Below are 17,333 nucleotides of genomic sequence, written 5' to 3' on the forward strand. Positions count from 1 at the left end.
GGGGTTTGATGCCGGGGACGGTGGCGACGCGAACGCGCCGTGCCCGCCGGCCCGTGCTGTCCCGCCGATGCGGGAACGTCGCCGGGTGGGGCGGACGTCCACCGGACATGGTCGCGGGCGACGCGGCCCGCGGTGAGCTCCCGGAGGAGAAAAAGAAGTGCGACTTGGTGTACAGATTCCCGACTTCACCCGGCCCGAGGGGCCTGCCGACCTGGGCCGCGCGCTCGCCGAGGTCGCCCGTGAGGTCGACGAGGCCGGCTTCGACTACCTGGCGGTGATGGACCACTTCTTCCAGATCGAGATGGTCGGCCCGCCCGAGAACGACATGCTCGAGGCCTACACCACCCTGGGCTTCCTGGCGGCGCACACCCGCCGGGCGACCCTGCTGACCCTGGTGACCGGCACCGTCTACCGGGAGCCCGGAATCCTCGCGAAGATCATCAGTACCCTCGACGTGCTCTCCGGGGGCCGGGCGATGCTCGGAATCGGCGCGGCGTGGAACGAGCAGGAGTCCGTCGGGCTCGGCATCCCGTTCCCCCCGGTCGCCGAGCGCTTCGAGCGCCTCGAGGAGACCCTGCAGATCTGTCTTCGGATGTGGTCGGACGACGAGAGCCCCTGGACGGGCAAGCACTACCAGCTCGCCCGGCCGCTCAACTCGCCCGCCGCGCTCACCCGGCCGCACCCGCCGATCATGATCGGTGGGGGTGGGGAGAAGAAGACGCTGCGCCTGGTCGCGAAGTACGGGCAGGCCTGCAACCTCTTCTCCGGCCCTGACCTGCCGCACAAGCTCGACGTCCTGCGCCGGCACTGCGACGCCGAGGGCCGCGACTACGACGAGATCGTCAAGACCTGCTACTACCGCTTCGACCCGGGCAAGTCGGGCGAGAACGTCGGGCGCATCCTCGACGAGCTCGGCGAACTGGCCGAGCTCGGCATCTCGGTGGCCATCGGCGGCGTCGCCGACATCTGGGACGTCGAGCCGCTGCGGGTCCTGGGTGAGCGGGTCGTCCCCGCCGCCGCGGACATCTGAGGCCGGCGGCGGCCGGCGTCGGCGGGGTTCGTGTCCGTGCCGGCACCGGCGGGCTCGGCGGCCCGCCGGCGCCGGTGCGCGAACCTGTCGTACGGGGATCTGTCGTACGGGTATCTGTACGCGGACCTGTCGGATCAGTCCTTCCACAGCTCGCGGACGCTGTCCGCGACCGCGGCTGCCTGGTTCCGCCCCGCCCGCGCGGACGCGGCGCGGATCGCGGGATCGAGGATGTTCGAGCCGAAGGCGGCCCGCGACGCCTCGTCCGCGGCCACGACGAGGACCCGGCTGCCCGCGCGTTCGAGCCGCCGTACCTCGGTGGGTATGCCCATGCCCAGAATGGGCGCAACGATCAGTACCCGTTCGTGGCCTTCCGCGAGATCGGCGTTGATCACGGAACGCATACCGCCGTCCACGTACCGGCGGTGATCCACGGTCACCGGCGGGAACACACCGGGGAGCGCGGAACTGGCCGCGACCGCGTCGACCAGATGGACGCCCGAGTCGCGGTCGAAGGCCACCCAGTCACCCGTTTCGGCGTCCACCGCTGTCACCACCAGGCGTTGCCGCGGCCATTCGCGGACGGGCAGCCGCCCGGCGATGATCTGCCAGCGGTCCTCCTCCGAGGCGACCTCGGCCGCGAGCGCGTAGGCGCCGATCCGGGCGCGGGCGTCGCGTGCGCCACGCGAGCCCGCGGTGACCTGGGCCAGGGTTGACATGAGCTCGCCGTAATCGAAATTCACCGTCGGTTCGGCGGTCGGGTCGGCGGGAGCGATCTGCCGGGAGTACAGCAGGTCGAGGTCCGCGCCACTGCTGATCATCGTCCCCACGGCGGAGCCCGCCGAGGTGCCGACGACGAGATCGGCGTCGGTGACGTCGACGCCCGCCTCGGCGAGACCGACCAACAGGCCGATCTCCCAGGCGATGCCGGCCACGCCTCCGCCGCCGAGGACCAGCGCGTGCCGCATCCAGACACACCTCTCCGCGACGGCCCTCGTCAGGGTCCGTCGCTTTCTGAAGGGCTTTTGGGAACTACGCACCGGAGGTGGCAAGGCACCACCGAAATCACCCGATCGTGCTATGCCATTGCGGCATGGTGATCGTTTGGGTGTCGCGCACAGGACAGCGACCAGGCCAGATCGGCCCCAGACCGTTCGTGCCCCCGCGCAAGCGTCCCGGGCCCCCTCGCGCATACTGCGGAGCCCCGAGCCGGGGCTCTCCCCACGCCGCCGGCCCTCTCCTGGAGGCCACGTGAGTACGACAGCCGACCGGACGTCCCACGCGCGCAACGAGCACATGACATTCCGGGCTAACCGGGGCGTAGGGCGGCATGGCTGGCTGCGGCTCACGCCCGCCTACGGAGTCCGGCTCGTACGGGGGCGTATCTCCCACCTGCCCGCCGGCTCGGTCATCACCGACCCGTTCTCCGGAACGGGGACGACCCCGCTCGCCGCGGCCGAGCTCGGCCATCACGGCCAGAGCGCCGATCTCAATCCCTTCCTCGTCTGGTTGGGGCGGGCCAAGGTCCGCCAATACCCGCGGCAGACCCTTGCGGACGCGGCCACCGCGGCCGCCGATGCCGGGGACGCCGCCGCCCGCATGGGCCGTGACACCGAGTTGTGGCAGCCGAACATCTTCCGGATCGAGAAATGGTGGAGCCCCGGGGCGCTGCACGCGCTGCGCGCACTCAGGGCGGCGCTCGACGCATATTCAGGACCGGCGGGTGATCTCCTGCAGATCGCACTGTGCCGGGTACTGATCTCCGTCAGCAACGCGGCCTTCAATCATCAGTCCATGTCGTTCAAGGCCGCCGCCGGCGAGACCCGGCCCGGCTCCTTCGACCCGGCCGCGGCCGCGGCCACCATCGCGCTGTTCGGCACCGAGGCGGCAGCCCTGATCGAATCCGCCCGGGTCGAGCTGCCGGGCTCCGCCGCCGTCCACGAGGGCGACTCGCGCTCCGTCGTGCCGGACCTGCGCGAAACCGATCTCGTGCTGACCAGCCCGCCCTACGTGAACCGGATGTCCTACATCCGCGAGCTCCGGCCGTACATGTACTGGCTGCGCTACCTCGACCGCGCCGGCGACGCCGGTGAGCTGGACTGGCGCGCGATCGGCGGCACCTGGGGGAGCGCCACGTCCAACCTGCGCTCCTGGACGCCGGCCACGCCCACCCCGGTCGACGACGCGCTGGAGGCCGTCTGCGCGCGGATCGCGGCCGACGGCGACCGGAACGGGCCGCTGCTGGCGACCTATGTGCGGAAATACCACCACGACATGTGGCTGCACTTCCAGGCCGTCACACCACTGGTGAAACGCGGCGGGCAGGTTTCCTACATCGTGGGGAACTCGACGTTCTACGGCCACGGTGTCCCTGCTCAGGACTGGTATGCGTTGATGCTGCACGAGCTCGGCTACGCCGACGTCGAGGTGGAGGTTATTCGCAAGCGGAACTCAAACAAGGCCCTGTTCGAATTCGACGTCCGGGCCCGCCGGCCTTGATCCGCCACTCTGACCCGGGGCTGTCGGCCCGCGCTCCTCAGCTGCCCCGTGCCTCGCCGCCACTCGTCTAGCATCGAATCGGCCGGCGCGACCGGTTCGGAGAGCGGTATCGACAGTTCGAGCCGTCCATCCGTGTCTGGCTGTCCTTCCCCCGGTCGCCTGGCCGCCGGCGATCTTGCCGCAATCCGTCCCGCGTCGAAAAGTACCGACTCAGACAGGTATCCCGTGACGACGACAACGACAAGCAGCCCGACCAGAGGAAATAACGGAAAGAAGAACCGGAACACGACCGGAGAAACGACGCCGGACCCGTCCGCTGATACGACCACAGGCACGGCCGTGGACACGGGCGGCCGGGGCAGGCGGGTGAACTCGGGGGAGCGGACGCCCGCGACGCGGTTCGCCTTCGGCATCACCGAGGTCGCCGCGCCCACCGTGCTCGTCACCGCGCTGCTGGCGGTGGTCGCACAGCACGACGCGCGAGATCTCGGGCACGGCGTTCTCTCGGGAGTCATCGCCGTCCTGTTCGGCACGGTCGTCCCGATGAGTTTCGTTTTTTTCGGCGTCCGCCAGCGCCGCTGGTCCGACCACCATGTGCCGGAGCGCAGCAAACGGATGCAGCCGATGCTGTTCGGCTGCGCGTCGGTCGCTGTCGGCTATGTGCTGCTCCGTGCGACGGACGCACCGAAGGACATCGTCACCGTGTACGCCGCGATGATCACCGAAGCGCTCATCCTCACCGCCATCACGCGGTTCTGGAAAATCAGCGGTCATGTCGCGGCCGCGGCGAGCTGCGCCACCGTCGTCACGTTCGTGTACGGCCCGGTGCTCGCCTTCACCTGGGCGGCGGTGCCCGTCATCGCCTGGGCGCGCGTCCAGACAAGGAAGGCACGGCTGGCAGAGGCCCACGCGGCGGGCACCGCGGACGACCACGACGAGCTGGACGGCCACACCCCCGCACAGACCGTAGCCGCCGCGCTCGTAGCAGCAGCGATAGTCACCACCGCCTACGTGACAATCGGAGGCCTCTGACGCGACCCGGATCGCGGCGAGCCGGGTGGGGGCCGCTCCGAAGCGTGTTGCGTGAGCGGCGCGTGGAGTGGCTCAGACAACTCGCTTCGAGGGCGCTCCGCGGCCGAGCGCCGCGCGGTGGAGATCGGGACGGGCGCGACCATCCGGAAAGGTCGGCGAGGATAGTGAGGTACCACACATACGGCTCTCCGCCATCAGTCGCGATCCGCACCTGAGGAAAGAAGCCGATCCGCCCAACAGCCTGCCGACAACGCCGGCGCCGCCATCCGCCAGAAGGTGCAACACCCCGACAACCCGGCCGAACAGGAAAGCAAGCCGACCACCCCGCCGGCCCACCAGGACCAACCAAAGTAAGCCAGGCCCATCCAGCCAACCCGAACCGGGGCCAACCACCGCAAGCCAGTCGAACCCATCCAGTCAGCCGAAGCGGGCTAACCGCCGCAAGTCGAGTCGGGCCCATCCAGCCAACCCGAACCGGGGCCAACCACCACAAGCCGAGAAGCCACCCGCCGAAGGGGGGCCCGGGGGGCACCGCCCCCCGACCAACATGACACGACGCCAAGGCTCAGGCCAAAAGCCTGAGCACACCACACCCCAAGTCGTGTGCCCCCGGCAGGATTCGAACCTGCGCACCCGCCTCCGGAGGGCGGTGCTCTATCCCCTGAGCTACGGGGGCTCCAGGGCAAGCAGGCATACCGTACCAGGTGGGATCGGCAGACTGTCCAACGCCGTGCCCGTAAGCTTCGGCCGTGTACTTCACCGCCCCCCGGGTGCTCGTCGTCGACGACGACGCCGTGATCCGTCAGCTCGTGGTCGTCAACCTCGAACTGGAAGGCTTCGAGGTGCACACCGCGGTCGACGGCGCGGACTGTCTCGAGCGCGTCCATGAGATCGCGCCGCATGTGATCACCCTCGACATCATGATGCCGAGGGTGAACGGCTGGGACGTCGCGGCGCGGCTGCGCGACGATCCCGTGACCGCCGACATCAAGGTGATCATGCTGACCGCGCGCGCCCAGGAGGCGGACATCAAGCGTGGTGCCCGGCTGGGTGTCGACTACTACCTGACCAAGCCGTTCGACCCGGACATGCTCATCGGGGTGGTCAGCAGGCTCGCCGCGGGTCAGCCGGTCTGAGTCCGGTCCGCCGCGGGTGCGCCGGGCGGGGCGTGTCCGGCGCGCGGGAGTTCGTGCGAGGTGTCCCCTCGTGGCATTCCGGGAGCGCCGGCAGCCGGGGCTTTCGGGTCGTTCGGGGCGCGCGACCTGGGCCGTCCCATCGGTGGGCGGGCCGATGACCGCTGGATGGTTGGTACGCGGGGGAACCGGTCGGACGCCGCGCGCCGATAGCATCGCGACATGACCCCCGCCGAGCTCGCCGACACCATCGTCGCGGCCGTTCGGGCTGCCGTCGCGAACGGTGACCTGGAAGTGGCCGTGCCCGACTCGGTCACCGTCGAGCGACCGAGGCAGCCCGAGCACGGAGACTACGCGTCTCCGGTCGCCCTGCAGCTCGCGAAGGCGGCGCGCCGCCGGCCCCGGGAGGTGGCCGAGTTGCTCGCCGCCCGCCTGCGGGCCGAGGCGGGTGTGGCGGAGGTGGAGGTCGCCGGCCCGGGCTTCCTGAACATCCGGCTGGCCGGTGCGGCTCTGGGCGGCATCGCCCGCCGGATCGTCCGGGACGGCGAGTCCTACGGCCGCGCCGCGGTGTCCCAGGGCGTTCGGGTGAACCTCGAGTTCGTCAGCGCGAACCCGACCGGCCCGGTGACACTGGCGTCCGCGCGCTGGGCGGCGGTGGGCGACGCACTTTCCCGGGTGTTCGCCGCGGCGGGCTACGAGGTCGGCACCGAGTACTACGTCAATGACGCCGGTGTGCAGGTCGAGCGGTTCGGCGCGTCGGTGCTGGCCGCGCTGCGCGGCCAACCGGCTCCCGCCGACGGCTACCAGGGCGCCTACGTCGCCGAGATCGCCGCGAAGGTCCTGGCGGCGAACCCGGCTCTGGAGCAGCTCCTTGCCGCCTCCGGCGGCGAGCAGGACGGCGGCGCCGAGCAGGACAAGGCGCTCGCGGTCTGCGCCCGCGACGGTGTGGAGCTGATGCTCGCCGAGATCCGCGCGACGCTTTCGGGGTTCGGGGTCGAGTACGACCTGTGGAAGTCCGAGCGCAGCCTGCACGAGGCGGGGGAGCTCACCGCCGCGATCGACGAGCTGCGCACCCAGGGCCACGTCTACGAGGCGGACGGCGCGGTCTGGCTGCGCACCACCGACTTCGGCGACGACAAGGACCGCGCGCTGATCAAGAGAGACGGTCAGCCCACCTACTTCTGCGCCGACGCGGCCTACTACCGCGACAAGCGGCGCCGTGGCTTCGACCGGCTCTGCTACCTGCTCGGAGCCGACCACCACGGCTACATCGGCCGGCTGAAGGCGATCTCGGCCTGTTTCGGCGACGACCCCGACCACAACCTCGACGTGCTCATCGGCCAGATGGTGACGCTGTCGCGGGGCGGTGTGGCGGTGAAGATGTCCAAGCGGGCAGGTAACTTCCTGACCCTGCACGACCTTGTCGACGCGGTGGGGGTCGACGCGGCCCGCTACTCGCTGGTGCGCGCGTCGATGGACTCCGCTCTCGACCTCGACCTGGACGCGATCGCGCGGCAGACGAACGACAACCCGGTGTTCTATGTCCAGTACGCCCACGCCCGGATCAGTTCGCTCATCCGGAACGCCGCCGCCCTGGGTCTGGCGACCTCCGCGGATCCCGCGTTCGACGTCGACGGGGTCGACGTGTCGCTGCTGACCCACCCACGCGAGGTCGACCTGCTGGGCGCGCTCGGCGAGCTGCCGCGGGTGGTCGCGTCGGCGGCGGAGCTGCGCGCGCCGCACCGCATCGCGAGGTACCTGGAGGAGTTGGCCGGGACGTACCACCGCTTCTACGACTCCTGTCGCGTGCTTCCGCAGGGCGACGAGGAGCCCACGGCGATCACCGCGGCTCGACTGCTGCTGGCCGAGGCCACCCGGACCGTCCTGGCGAACGGCCTTCGGCTGCTGGGCGTCAGCGCGCCGGAACGGATGTGAGAGGCGAATGACGATCGACGGCGGGCGCGGTTTCGGGCGCCCGATGAGGATCGCGATGCTCGGCTGCGGGGTCGTCGGAACCGAGGTGGTGCGGCTGCTGGGCACGCACACCGAGGATCTGGGCGCCCGGGTGGGAGCGCCGCTGGAGATCGTCGGGATCGCGGTCCGCGATCCCGACCGGATCCGCTCCGCAGCGGTGGATCGGGAGCTGCTCACCACCGACGCGGGCGCGCTGGTCGCCCGCGACGACGTCGACATCGTGATCGAGGTCGTCGGCGGGATCGAGCCGGTGCGGAGCTGGCTGCTGTCGGCGCTGCGGTCGGGCAAGTCGGTGGTCAGTGCGAACAAGGCCCTGCTGGCCAGCCACGGCTCCACGCTGCACGACGCCGCGGCGGCCGCCGGCGTCGACCTGTACTACGAGGCGGCGGTGGCGGGCGCGATCCCGTTGCTGCGCCCGCTGCGCGAGAGCCTCGCCGGGGATCGGATCCGCCGCGTCCTCGGCATCGTGAACGGGACGACGAACTACATCCTGACCCGCATGGACGAGACCGGGGCCTCGTTCGCCGAGGCGTTGGCCGAGGCCGGTGAGCTCGGGTACGCCGAGGCCGACCCCTCCGCCGACATCGACGGGTTCGACGCGGCGGCCAAGGCGGCGATCATCGCCCAGCTCGCCTTCCACACCCGGGTGACGATCGATGACGTCTACCGGGAGGGGATCGGCGCGGTCACCGCCGCCGACATCGCCAGTGCCCGCGAGCTCGGGTGCACGATCAAGGCGCTGGCCATCGCCGAGCGTGCCGGTGACCGGCCCGGCGTGAGCGTGCGGGTCCATCCGGCGATGATCCCGCGCTCGCATCCGCTGGCCGGGGTGCGCGAGGCGTTCAACGCGGTCTTCGTCGAGGCCGAGGCCGCCGGGCAGCTCATGTTCTACGGTCGTGGTGCCGGCGGCGCGCCGACCGCCTCGGCCGTTCTCGGTGACGTGGTCGCGGTGGCCCGCAACCGGGTCGCGGGCCGGCAGGGGCCGGGTGAGTCCGCCTACGCGGCCCTGCCGATCCTGCCGATGGGCCCCACGATCACGAGCTACCACGTGCAGCTGGACGTCACGGACAAGGCCGGGGTACTCGCCGCGGTGGCCGGCGCGTTCGCCCGGCACGATGTGTCCATCAGAAGCGTCCGTCAGGACGGCCGCGGCGACGACGCCAGCCTCGTCCTGGTCACCCATCCGGCCGCGGATGCGGCGCTGTCCACGACCGTCGAGGACCTGCGGGTTCTCGACGGGGTGCGTGCGGTGTCGGGCGTGGTACGGGTCGAGGGAGTTGAGTCATGACCACGATGTCGTCGATGCCGGTTTCGAGCGACCCGGCCGGCAGCAGTGCCCCCGAGCGCGCGTCGCGGGCCTGGCGGGGGATCATCGAGGAGTACCGGGACCGGCTGCCCGTCACCGCCGACACACCGGTGATCACCCTGCGGGAGGGCGGCACCCCGCTGCTGCACGCGGACCATCTGTCCGAGCTGACCGGATGTGATGTTCATCTCAAGGTCGAAGGTGCCAACCCCACCGGCTCGTTCAAGGACCGCGGCATGACGGTCGCGATCAGCCGGGCGGTGGGAGAGGGCTCCCAGGCCGTCATCTGCGCGTCCACCGGCAATACCTCGGCCTCGGCCGCGGCGTACGCCGCCCGCGCCGGGCTGACCTGCGCGGTGCTGGTTCCCAGCGGCAAGATCGCCCTCGGCAAGCTCGCGCAGGCCCTGGTGCACGGCGCGCGCCTGCTCCAGGTGGAGGGGTCGTTCGACGACTGCCTCCGAGTCGCCCGCGAGCTGGCCGACACGTTCCCGGTCACGCTGGTGAACTCGGTCAACCCGCACCGCCTGGAGGGGCAGAAGACCGCCGCCTTCGAGATCGTCGAGGCGCTCGGCCACGCGCCCGACGTGCACTGCCTGCCGGTTGGGAACGCGGGTAACATCACCGCCTACTGGCGCGGCTACGTCGAGGAGGACACCCGGATCCGGTCCGGCCGGCCGCGGATGTTCGGGTTCCAGGCGGCGGGCGCGGCGCCGATCGTGCGGGGCGAGGTGGTGACCTCGCCGCAGACCATCGCCACGGCCATCCGCATCGGCAACCCGGCCTCCTGGGATTTCGCGACCGACGCGCGGGACGCCTCCGGCGGTCTGATCGACGCGGTCAACGACCGGCAGATCCTGGCCGCCTACCGGCTGCTGGCGCGCCGCGAGGGCGTCTTCGTCGAGCCGTCCAGTGCCGCCAGCGTCGCCGGGCTGCTCGCCACGTACGCCGACGGCCGGCTGAGCCCGGGCCAGCGGGTCGTCTGCACCGTCACCGGCAACGGGCTGAAGGACCCGGACTGGGCCATCAGCGGCGCGGCGAAGCCCGAGACCATCCCGCCGACCGTGGCCGGCGCCGCCAGGGCCCTCGGCCTGCAGCGGTCGTGACGACCGCCGACGGCCTCGCCGCCGGTGCCGCCGGCAGCGCCTCGGGAAGCGGTACGGCCAGCGCGTCGGCGAATGTCTCCGTCAGCACACGGGTGAGCACGATCGTCAGTGCGTCGGCGAGCGTGACGGTGAGCACCACCGGGCCGGGTGGAGGCCGCCCGCCGGGCGCGGTCCGCCTGCGGGTCCCGGCCACGAGCGCCAACCTGGGTCCGGGCTTCGACGCGCTGGGCCTGGCACTCGGGCTGTACGACGAGGTGTCCGTGCGGCTGACGCCGTCCGGGCTCTCCATCGACGTGGTCGGCCCGGACGCTGTCCCCGCGGACGAGGCGCATCTGGTGGTCCGGGCGATCCGCGCCACCTTCGACGAGCTGGAGTGGGCGCAACCCGGGCTCGCGCTGCGCTGCGTGAACCGGATCCCGCACGGGCGGGGTCTCGGTTCGTCCGCCGCGGCGATTGTGGCCGGAGTCACAGCCGCCGACGCCCTCGCCGGCGGGCCGCTCGGTGCGGCCGGGCGGCTGCGGGTGGCCAGCGCGATCGAAGGGCATCCGGACAACGTCGCGGCGGCCCTGCTCGGTGGCCTCACCGTTGCCTGGTACGAGGGCGATGTGCCGCGGTCCCTCCGTGTGGCACCGCTCGGCGAGCTACGGCCCGTGGTGTTCGTCCCATCGCGACGCCAGTCGACCGAGCAGGCCCGGGGCGCTCTCCCGAAGCAGGTCCCGCATGCCGACGCCGCGGTGAACATCGGCCGCGCGGCGCTGCTCGCGCTCGCGCTGTCCGGCGCGGAACCGGCGGCCGGCGCCGGCGAGGAACGCTCGCGGCTGCTGCTGACCGCGACCGAGGACCGGATGCACCAGCCGTACCGCCTTCCCGCCATGCCCGCCTCCGCGGATCTGGTCGGGCGGCTGCGCGCCGCCGGCATACCGGCCGCGCTGTCGGGTTCCGGGCCGTCCGTGGTGGCGCTCGGGGTCGGTGGCGGACAGGCCGCGGCGGCGATCGGCGTTGCCGCCCCGGGCTTCTCGGTCGTCCCGCTGGCTGTCGACACCGAGGGTGTTCGAGTCGAGGCGGTCGACTCCTCGGAGTGATTATGGTACTCCGCTGCGTTCCTGGATGCTGGTTCAGGGGTCGCACGGACCCCCGCGGAGGGCTCCAGGCTGTCATCAGGGAGTCCCTCGTGGTGTCATCGGGAAGTCCAGAGGTCTCTAGGTTGTTGCCGAGGTGTCTCCGTCTGGATAGTCTGATGACTGCACCCGCTGCGCCGCGGCGCGTGCTCGCCCCGCCAGCCTGATCTGGTACGCGGTGGTGGCCTTGCTGCAGTGGAGCCTCACCGCAGCGGTTGGCCTCGCACGGTGGCCGGTCCTGGTCAGGGATCCCGGTGCTTCAGACCTCGTCGCCGTTGCCTCGGCTGGCGTACCGGCACCCGTCGGCGGGAAATCGGGTTCGCTCGCGGCTGTCGGCCGTCAGCGCCTTTCAGGGCGCGTTGCTCGCCGTCCGAATGGCGCTACATCTCCTTCATCCGGCATGTGCGCAGGCGAAGAAAGTTCACACGCTACGCCCGGCCCGAGAAGCCGGTTCCTTCCAGGAAGGAAAACCTTGAGCGACACCACCGACGTGCTGCCCGACAGCGCACGTGAGTCTGCGGCGCCTGCCTCGCCCGTCGACAGTTCCGCCGCGGCCGGCGCGACGTCCGTAGACACCGTCGTCACGACTCGGTCGAACGGCAACCACGCCGTCCGGCCCGCGTCGGTCGACGTCCCCGCGGACGGGCCTGACGCGTCCTCCGCCCCCCGGCGCCGGCGTTCCGGTACCGGTCTGTCCGCGATGCTCCTGCCCGAGCTGCAGGCCATGGCTTCCCAGATGGGCATCCCCGGGGTCGGCAGGCTCCGCAAGGGCCAGCTGATCGCGGCGATCCAGAACGTCCAGAACGGTGAGGTGGCCTCCAGATCGGTGCCGGCGGCCTCGTCGCCGACCTCCCAGCCCGCGTCCGCGCCGGCCTCCGTGGCCCCGGTCGCGCAGGGCGCTCCGCCCGCGGCGGCTCCCGCCGCGGACGCGGTGAGCTCCGCGCCCCGGGCGGCGGCCGGCTCGGTCGCTCCCGTCCAGGAGACGAGCGGTTCCAGCGGCGCCGAGGCGACCACGGGCGGCTCCGTTTCCGGCTCCGCGGCAGAGACGGCGTCGGCCCCGACCCGTGTGCGCGGGCGGCGGGGCGCCTCTCGTGGCGTCACGAGCCCCGCGGGCGAGCAGCAGACACTGCCGACCGGTCCGGGGGGTGCGGAGTCGTCCGACGACACCGCCCGCCCGCAGGCCGCCGCGGCTGCCGCGGACGGCCCGGCGGTGACCGCGCCCGCCGCGGCGCCCGTCTCCGTCCGCGCCGGGACGAACGGCTCCGAGACCCCCACGCGCGGTCGTGACGACCGCCGCGAGCGCTCGGGTGACCGGGATCGCTCCGGCGGTGACCGGGACCGCTCGGGTGACCGGGACCGCTCCGGCGGTGACCGGGACCGCTCCGGTGACCGGGACCGCTCCGGCGACCGGGACCGTTCCAGCGACCGGGACCGTTCCAGCGACCGCCAGGGCCGCTCACAGCCGGCCGGCGACCGCGACCGGAACGACCGTGCCGATCGCAGCGAACGTGCCGACCGCAGCGACCGCGGCGACCGTGCCGGTTCAGACCGGTCCAGGACGGTCGAGCGCACCCAGCCGGGCGACCGTGCACCCCAGGGCGGCGTCCAGGACGACGACGAGTTCGGCGGCCGGCGCCGCGGCCGGTTCCGGGAGCGCGGCCGCAACCGTGGCCGCGGCGGGCAGGGCGGCACGGCCGAGACCGCCGAGCCGACGGTGCGCGAGGACGACGTCCTCGTGCCGGTGGCCGGCATCCTCGACGTGCTGGACAACTACGCCTTCGTCCGCACGAGCGGCTACCTGACCGGCCCGACGGACGTGTACGTGAGCCTCGCCCAGGTCCGTCGCAACGGCCTGCGCCGCGGCGACGCGATCACCGGGGTGGTGCGCGCGCCGCAGGAGGGCGAGCAGCGCCGCGACAAGTACAACGCGCTGGTCCGGCTGGACACGATCAACGGGATGGAGCCGGAGGAGGCCCGCGGCCGGCCGGAGTTCCACAAGCTCACCCCGCTCTACCCGCAGGACCGCCTGCGGCTGGAGACCGAGCCGCACATGATGACCACGCGGGTCATCGACCTGGTGATGCCGATCGGCAAGGGCCAGCGCGCGCTCATCGTGAGCCCGCCGAAGGCCGGCAAGACGATGGTGCTCCAGTCCATCGCGAACGCGATCACCACGAACAACCCGGAATGCCACCTCATGGTCGTCCTCGTCGACGAGCGGCCCGAGGAGGTCACCGACATGCAGCGGTCGGTGAAGGGCGAGGTCGTCGCCTCGACCTTCGACCGCCCGCCGGCCGACCACACCAACGTCGCCGAGCTGTCCATCGAGCGGGCCAAGCGGCTCGTCGAGCTCGGCCACGACGTGGTCGTGCTGCTCGACTCGATCACCCGGCTGGGTCGCGCCTACAACCTCGCGGCACCGGCGTCGGGGCGCATTCTGTCCGGTGGTGTCGACTCGACGGCGCTCTACCCGCCGAAGCGGTTCCTCGGCGCGGCGCGCAACATCGAGAACGGCGGCTCCCTGACGATCATCGCGACCGCGCTGGTCGAGACCGGTTCGACGATGGACACGGTGATCTTCGAGGAGTTCAAGGGCACCGGCAACGCCGAGCTCAAGCTGGACCGGAAGATCGCCGACAAGCGGGTCTTCCCGGCGGTGGACGTCGACGCCTCCGGCACCCGCAAGGAGGACATCCTGCTGGCCCCCGACGAGCTTGCGATCATGCACAAGCTCCGGCGGGTCCTGCATACCCGGGAGCCGCAGCAGGCTCTCGACCTCCTGCTCGACCGGCTGAAGCAGACCAGGACGAACTACGAGTTCCTGATGCAGATCGCGAAGACGGCACCGCCCCAGGACTGACCGCCGCCCGGCGGCAGCCCCCGGCCGGGCCCGGGAACATCAGGGCCCGGCGGCGGCGTTGTCGTCGGCGGCTGGCTGGTCCGGCCCGGGGCGCCGGGTCTGGCACACTGGCGACAACCGGCTCCGGTTCACGCCGTCCGCTCCCGCGGCGGCGACCCGGCGGCCACATCGGAAGAGGGATCATGAAGGCTGATATTCACCCGCAGTACCACGAGACCACGGTGACCTGTACGTGCGGCAGCACGTTCACCACGCGGTCGACCAAGGAGAACGGCGCCATCAGCGCCGAGGTCTGCTCGCAGTGCCACCCGTTCTACACCGGCAAGCAGAAGATCCTCGACGTCGGTGGCCGGGTCGAGAAGTTCGAGCGGCGCTTCGGTCGCCGGCAGCCGGGCCAGAAGGTCGGCGGCGCGAAGTAGGTCGTCCTCGGCGCCCGTCCCGGATCCCCGGGCGGGCGCCGTTCGCGTCCCGACGACCTGAAGGAACCCCTGATGACCTCCCCGCTCGTTGGCATGATCGCCGAGCACGCCGACATCGAGAAGCGGCTCGCGGATCCGGACATCCACAACGATCCGGCGCGGGCCCGGGAGCTGACGCGCCGGTACGCCGAGCTCGCCACCCCCGTCGACCTCGCGCAGCGGCTGGAGCGCGTCGAGGGTGACCTGGAGACCGCCCGCGAGTTCGCCGAGCAGGACCCGTCTTTCCGCGACGAGGTCGTGGCCCTAGAGGCGAGCCAGGCCGATCTCGCCGCCCGCCTGCGGGCCTACCTGGTGCCCGTCGACCCCGACGACAGCCGGGACGCCATCCTCGAGGTCAAGGCGGGCGCGGGCGGTGAGGAGTCCGCGCTGTTCGCGGGCGACCTGCTGCGCATGTACCTGCGCTACGCCGAGCGGCGCGGGTGGCGCACCCAGATCCTGGACGCGAACCCCAGCGACCTGGGCGGCTACCGGGACGTCAGTGTGGCCGTCAAGTCCCGCGGGACGGCGGCCCCCGGCCAGGGGGTCTTCGGCCGGCTGCGGTTCGAGGGCGGTGTGCACCGGGTGCAGCGGGTGCCGGTGACCGAGTCGGCGGGGCGGATCCACACCTCCGCGGCCGGGGTGCTGGTGCTGCCCGAGGCGGCCGACGTCGACATCGAAGTCGACCCGAACGACCTGCGGATCGACGTGTTCCGCTCGTCCGGGCCGGGCGGCCAGAGCGTCAACACCACCGACTCGGCGGTGCGCATCACGCACCTGCCCACCGGGGTGGTCGTCTCCTGCCAGAACGAGAAGAGCCAGCTCCAGAACAAGGAGTCGGCGATGCGCATCCTGCGGGCCCGGCTGCTCGCCGCGGCGCGGGAGAAGGCCGAGACGGCGGCGGCGGCGGCGCGGGCGAGCCAGGTGCGCACGGTCGACCGCTCGGAGAAGGTCCGCACCTACAACTTCCCCGAGAACCGGATCAGCGACCACCGCATCGGCTACAAGGCGCACAACCTGGAGGCCGTGCTGGACGGCGACCTCGACGCCGTGATCGAGGCCCTGACCGAGGCGGACCTGGAATCCCGGATGGCGGCCACGCCGTGACAGGCCCGGCCGCGTCCACGACGCGGGCCGACCACGCGGACGCCACGCTCGCCGTCGAGCTCGCCGCCGCGACGGCCCGGCTGGCCGCGGCCGGTGTCGCCAGCCCCCGCGGCGACGCCGAGCAGCTGGCGGCGCACGTGCTCGGGGTGTCGCGCGGCCGGCTCGTGCTGGTCACCCGGGTCGAACCGGCCGCGGCCGGCGAGCTGCGCGCGCTGGTGGAGCGGCGGGCGAGCCGGGTCCCACTGCAGCACCTGACCGGCCTTGCCGGCTTCCGCCACCTGGACATCGCCGTCGGGCCCGGGGTGTTCATCCCCCGCCCGGAGACCGAGTGGGTGGCCGAGTGGGCGATCGCGGCCCTGCGATCGCCCGACGCGGTCGTGGCTGGACGTCCAATCTGTGTTGATCTTTGTGCGGGTTCGGGGGCGATCGCCCTGTCGGTGGCCGATGAGGTGCCGAACGCCGAGGTGCACGCGGTGGAGCTGGAGCCGGCGGCGCTCGGCTGGCTGCGCCGCAACGTCGAGCGCACGGGCCTGCCGGTGCGGGTGCACCAGGCCGACGTCGGCATCCCACGGTCGCCAACAGACGCGGGCAGGCCGGTCGCGCCGGTCGGCACGGTCCTGACGGACCTCGCGGGACGGGTCGACGTCGTCATCAGCAACCCGCCGTATCTGCCCGATCATGAACGGCCGAGGGTCGAGCCCGAGGTCGGCCGGCACGACCCGCCGGCGGCCCTGTGGGGCGGGCCCGACGGCCTGGACGGGCCGCGCGCGGTCGTGGCCGCCGCCGGGGGACTCTTGCGGCCAGGCGGTTTACTGGTCATGGAACACGCGGACGGACATGGCCAGACGGTGCCCGCGCTGCTCGCCGGCGAGGGCTGGTGGGCTGGTTCGTGGTCCGAAATCGTGGATCATCCCGATCTCGCTGGGCGGGACCGGTTCGTCACCGCCCGCTGGAACCCGCCGGGGCCGCGCCCGCCGCGCAGCGCCGGAGAGGACGTGTGATGCAGGTTTTCGACTGCTCCGACGAGGGGCAGCGCAAGGCCGGGCTGGACGCCGCCACCGACGCGGTGGGCCGCGGCAAGCTCGTCGTGCTGCCGACCGACACCCTCTACGGGATCGGCGCCGACGCGTTCAACCGGGACGCCGTCACCGCGCTGCTCGCGGCGAAGGGGCGCGGGCGGAACATGCCGGTGCCCGTGCTGGTCGGCTCGTGGCGGACCCTCGACGGCCTGGCCGAGCAGGTCACGGGGCACATCCGGGATCTCGTCCGGGCGTTCTGGCCCGGTGGGCTGACGCTGGTCGTCAACCACGCACCGTCCCTGCGCTGGGATCTCGGCGACGCCCGGGGGACGGTCGCCGTCCGCATGCCGCTGCACCCGGTGGCCATCGAGCTGCTCGGGCGCACGGGGCCGATGGCCGTCTCCAGCGCCAACATCAGCGGACGTCCGCCGGCGACGAGCGCGATCGACGCGGTGGCGCAGCTCGGCGGTGCCGCAGCGGTCTACCTGGACGGCGGGACCACCCCGGTGGGCACCGCGTCGACGATCGTGGACTGCACGGGGCCGGTTCCCACTGTGGTCCGTGAGGGGGCGGTCGACCTCGCGGCGCTGCGCTCGGTGCTGCCCCTCGTGCGGGAACCGGCCGCCCGCTGACCGGCGCGCGGACCGCTGTGCGCCGCCCGCTGACCTGCGCGGGCCGGCCGCCGTCCCGGGCTGGCCGC

Annotated in this window: 14 protein-coding genes and 1 tRNA gene; 13 read left to right on the top strand and 2 right to left on the bottom strand. The window is 72.3% G+C overall.

Annotation, left to right across the window (positions count from 1 at the left end; genetic code table 11):
* Positions 1 to 157: 157 nt before the first annotated feature.
* Entirely contained in the window at positions 158 to 1,030 is an 873-nt protein-coding gene (locus FMEAI12_RS12730; RefSeq protein ID WP_020458637.1) for an LLM class F420-dependent oxidoreductase, read from the top strand.
* 134 nt (positions 1,031 to 1,164) lie between these two features.
* Here the strand turns inward: FMEAI12_RS12730 and FMEAI12_RS12735 are convergent, their stop codons facing one another.
* Positions 1,165 to 1,995, bottom strand: a complete 831-nt coding sequence (locus FMEAI12_RS12735) for a patatin-like phospholipase family protein (protein ID WP_071059397.1) — start codon at positions 1,993 to 1,995, stop codon at positions 1,165 to 1,167.
* A 328-nt stretch (positions 1,996 to 2,323) separates the two neighbouring features.
* Here FMEAI12_RS12735 and FMEAI12_RS12740 point away from each other — a divergent pair, with 328 nt between their 5' ends.
* Positions 2,324 to 3,526: a DNA methyltransferase gene (locus FMEAI12_RS12740; RefSeq protein ID WP_071059398.1), complete on the top strand. Its 1,203-nt coding sequence runs from the start codon at positions 2,324 to 2,326 to the stop codon at positions 3,524 to 3,526.
* A 339-nt stretch (positions 3,527 to 3,865) separates the two neighbouring features.
* Positions 3,866 to 4,558, top strand: coding sequence for a hypothetical protein (locus tag FMEAI12_RS12745; protein ID WP_235013939.1), 693 nt, complete (start codon positions 3,866 to 3,868; stop codon positions 4,556 to 4,558).
* Between the two features lie 604 nt (positions 4,559 to 5,162).
* Here the strand turns inward: FMEAI12_RS12745 and FMEAI12_RS12750 are convergent.
* A tRNA-Arg gene (locus FMEAI12_RS12750) sits at positions 5,163 to 5,234 on the bottom strand.
* A gap of 73 nt (positions 5,235 to 5,307) precedes the next feature.
* Between FMEAI12_RS12750 and FMEAI12_RS12755 the strand changes: the two genes are divergently transcribed.
* The 10 genes from FMEAI12_RS12755 to FMEAI12_RS12800 all read left to right on the top strand — a co-directional run bounded on the left by FMEAI12_RS12755 (position 5,308) and on the right by FMEAI12_RS12800 (position 17,265).
* On the top strand, positions 5,308 to 5,694 hold the full coding sequence (locus FMEAI12_RS12755) for a response regulator transcription factor (RefSeq protein WP_018502312.1): 387 nt from the start codon (positions 5,308 to 5,310) through the stop codon (positions 5,692 to 5,694).
* A 219-nt stretch (positions 5,695 to 5,913) separates the two neighbouring features.
* The gene (gene argS, locus FMEAI12_RS12760) at positions 5,914 to 7,626 is read left to right on the top strand and encodes an arginine--tRNA ligase (protein ID WP_071059400.1); all 1,713 of its coding nucleotides are present in this window, start codon (positions 5,914 to 5,916) and stop codon (positions 7,624 to 7,626) included.
* Between the two features lie 7 nt (positions 7,627 to 7,633).
* Positions 7,634 to 8,953 (top strand): homoserine dehydrogenase, encoded by a 1,320-nt coding sequence (locus FMEAI12_RS12765; RefSeq protein WP_083390627.1) that lies wholly within the window; start codon positions 7,634 to 7,636, stop codon positions 8,951 to 8,953.
* Positions 8,950 to 10,074, top strand: coding sequence for a threonine synthase (thrC, locus tag FMEAI12_RS12770; protein WP_020458645.1), 1,125 nt, complete (start codon positions 8,950 to 8,952; stop codon positions 10,072 to 10,074). The genes FMEAI12_RS12765 and thrC overlap by 4 nt, the downstream gene beginning before the upstream one ends.
* Before the next feature lie 128 nt (positions 10,075 to 10,202).
* Entirely contained in the window at positions 10,203 to 11,156 is a 954-nt protein-coding gene (gene thrB / locus FMEAI12_RS12775; protein WP_112106203.1) for a homoserine kinase, read from the top strand.
* Between the two features lie 508 nt (positions 11,157 to 11,664).
* Complete coding sequence (gene rho / locus FMEAI12_RS12780) at positions 11,665 to 14,052, top strand: transcription termination factor Rho (protein ID WP_112106195.1); 2,388 nt, start codon at positions 11,665 to 11,667, stop codon at positions 14,050 to 14,052.
* Positions 14,053 to 14,234: 182 nt separating this feature from the next.
* The gene (gene rpmE / locus FMEAI12_RS12785; protein ID WP_018502318.1) at positions 14,235 to 14,471 is read left to right on the top strand and encodes a 50S ribosomal protein L31; all 237 of its coding nucleotides are present in this window, start codon (positions 14,235 to 14,237) and stop codon (positions 14,469 to 14,471) included.
* Between the two features lie 72 nt (positions 14,472 to 14,543).
* Complete coding sequence (prfA, locus tag FMEAI12_RS12790; RefSeq protein ID WP_112106196.1) at positions 14,544 to 15,614, top strand: peptide chain release factor 1; 1,071 nt, start codon at positions 14,544 to 14,546, stop codon at positions 15,612 to 15,614.
* The gene (prmC, locus tag FMEAI12_RS12795) at positions 15,611 to 16,615 is read left to right on the top strand and encodes a peptide chain release factor N(5)-glutamine methyltransferase (RefSeq protein WP_112106197.1); all 1,005 of its coding nucleotides are present in this window, start codon (positions 15,611 to 15,613) and stop codon (positions 16,613 to 16,615) included. Before prfA ends, prmC begins: the two co-directional genes overlap by 4 nt.
* Positions 16,615 to 17,265, top strand: coding sequence for an L-threonylcarbamoyladenylate synthase (locus tag FMEAI12_RS12800; protein ID WP_071059404.1), 651 nt, complete (start codon positions 16,615 to 16,617; stop codon positions 17,263 to 17,265). The genes prmC and FMEAI12_RS12800 overlap by 1 nt, the downstream gene beginning before the upstream one ends.
* The last annotated feature ends 68 nt before the right edge of the window (positions 17,266 to 17,333 follow it).

It is taken from the genome of Parafrankia sp. Ea1.12 (assembly GCF_900465275.1).
In the GTDB taxonomy this organism is placed as follows: domain Bacteria; phylum Actinomycetota; class Actinomycetes; order Frankiales; family Frankiaceae; genus Parafrankia; species Parafrankia soli.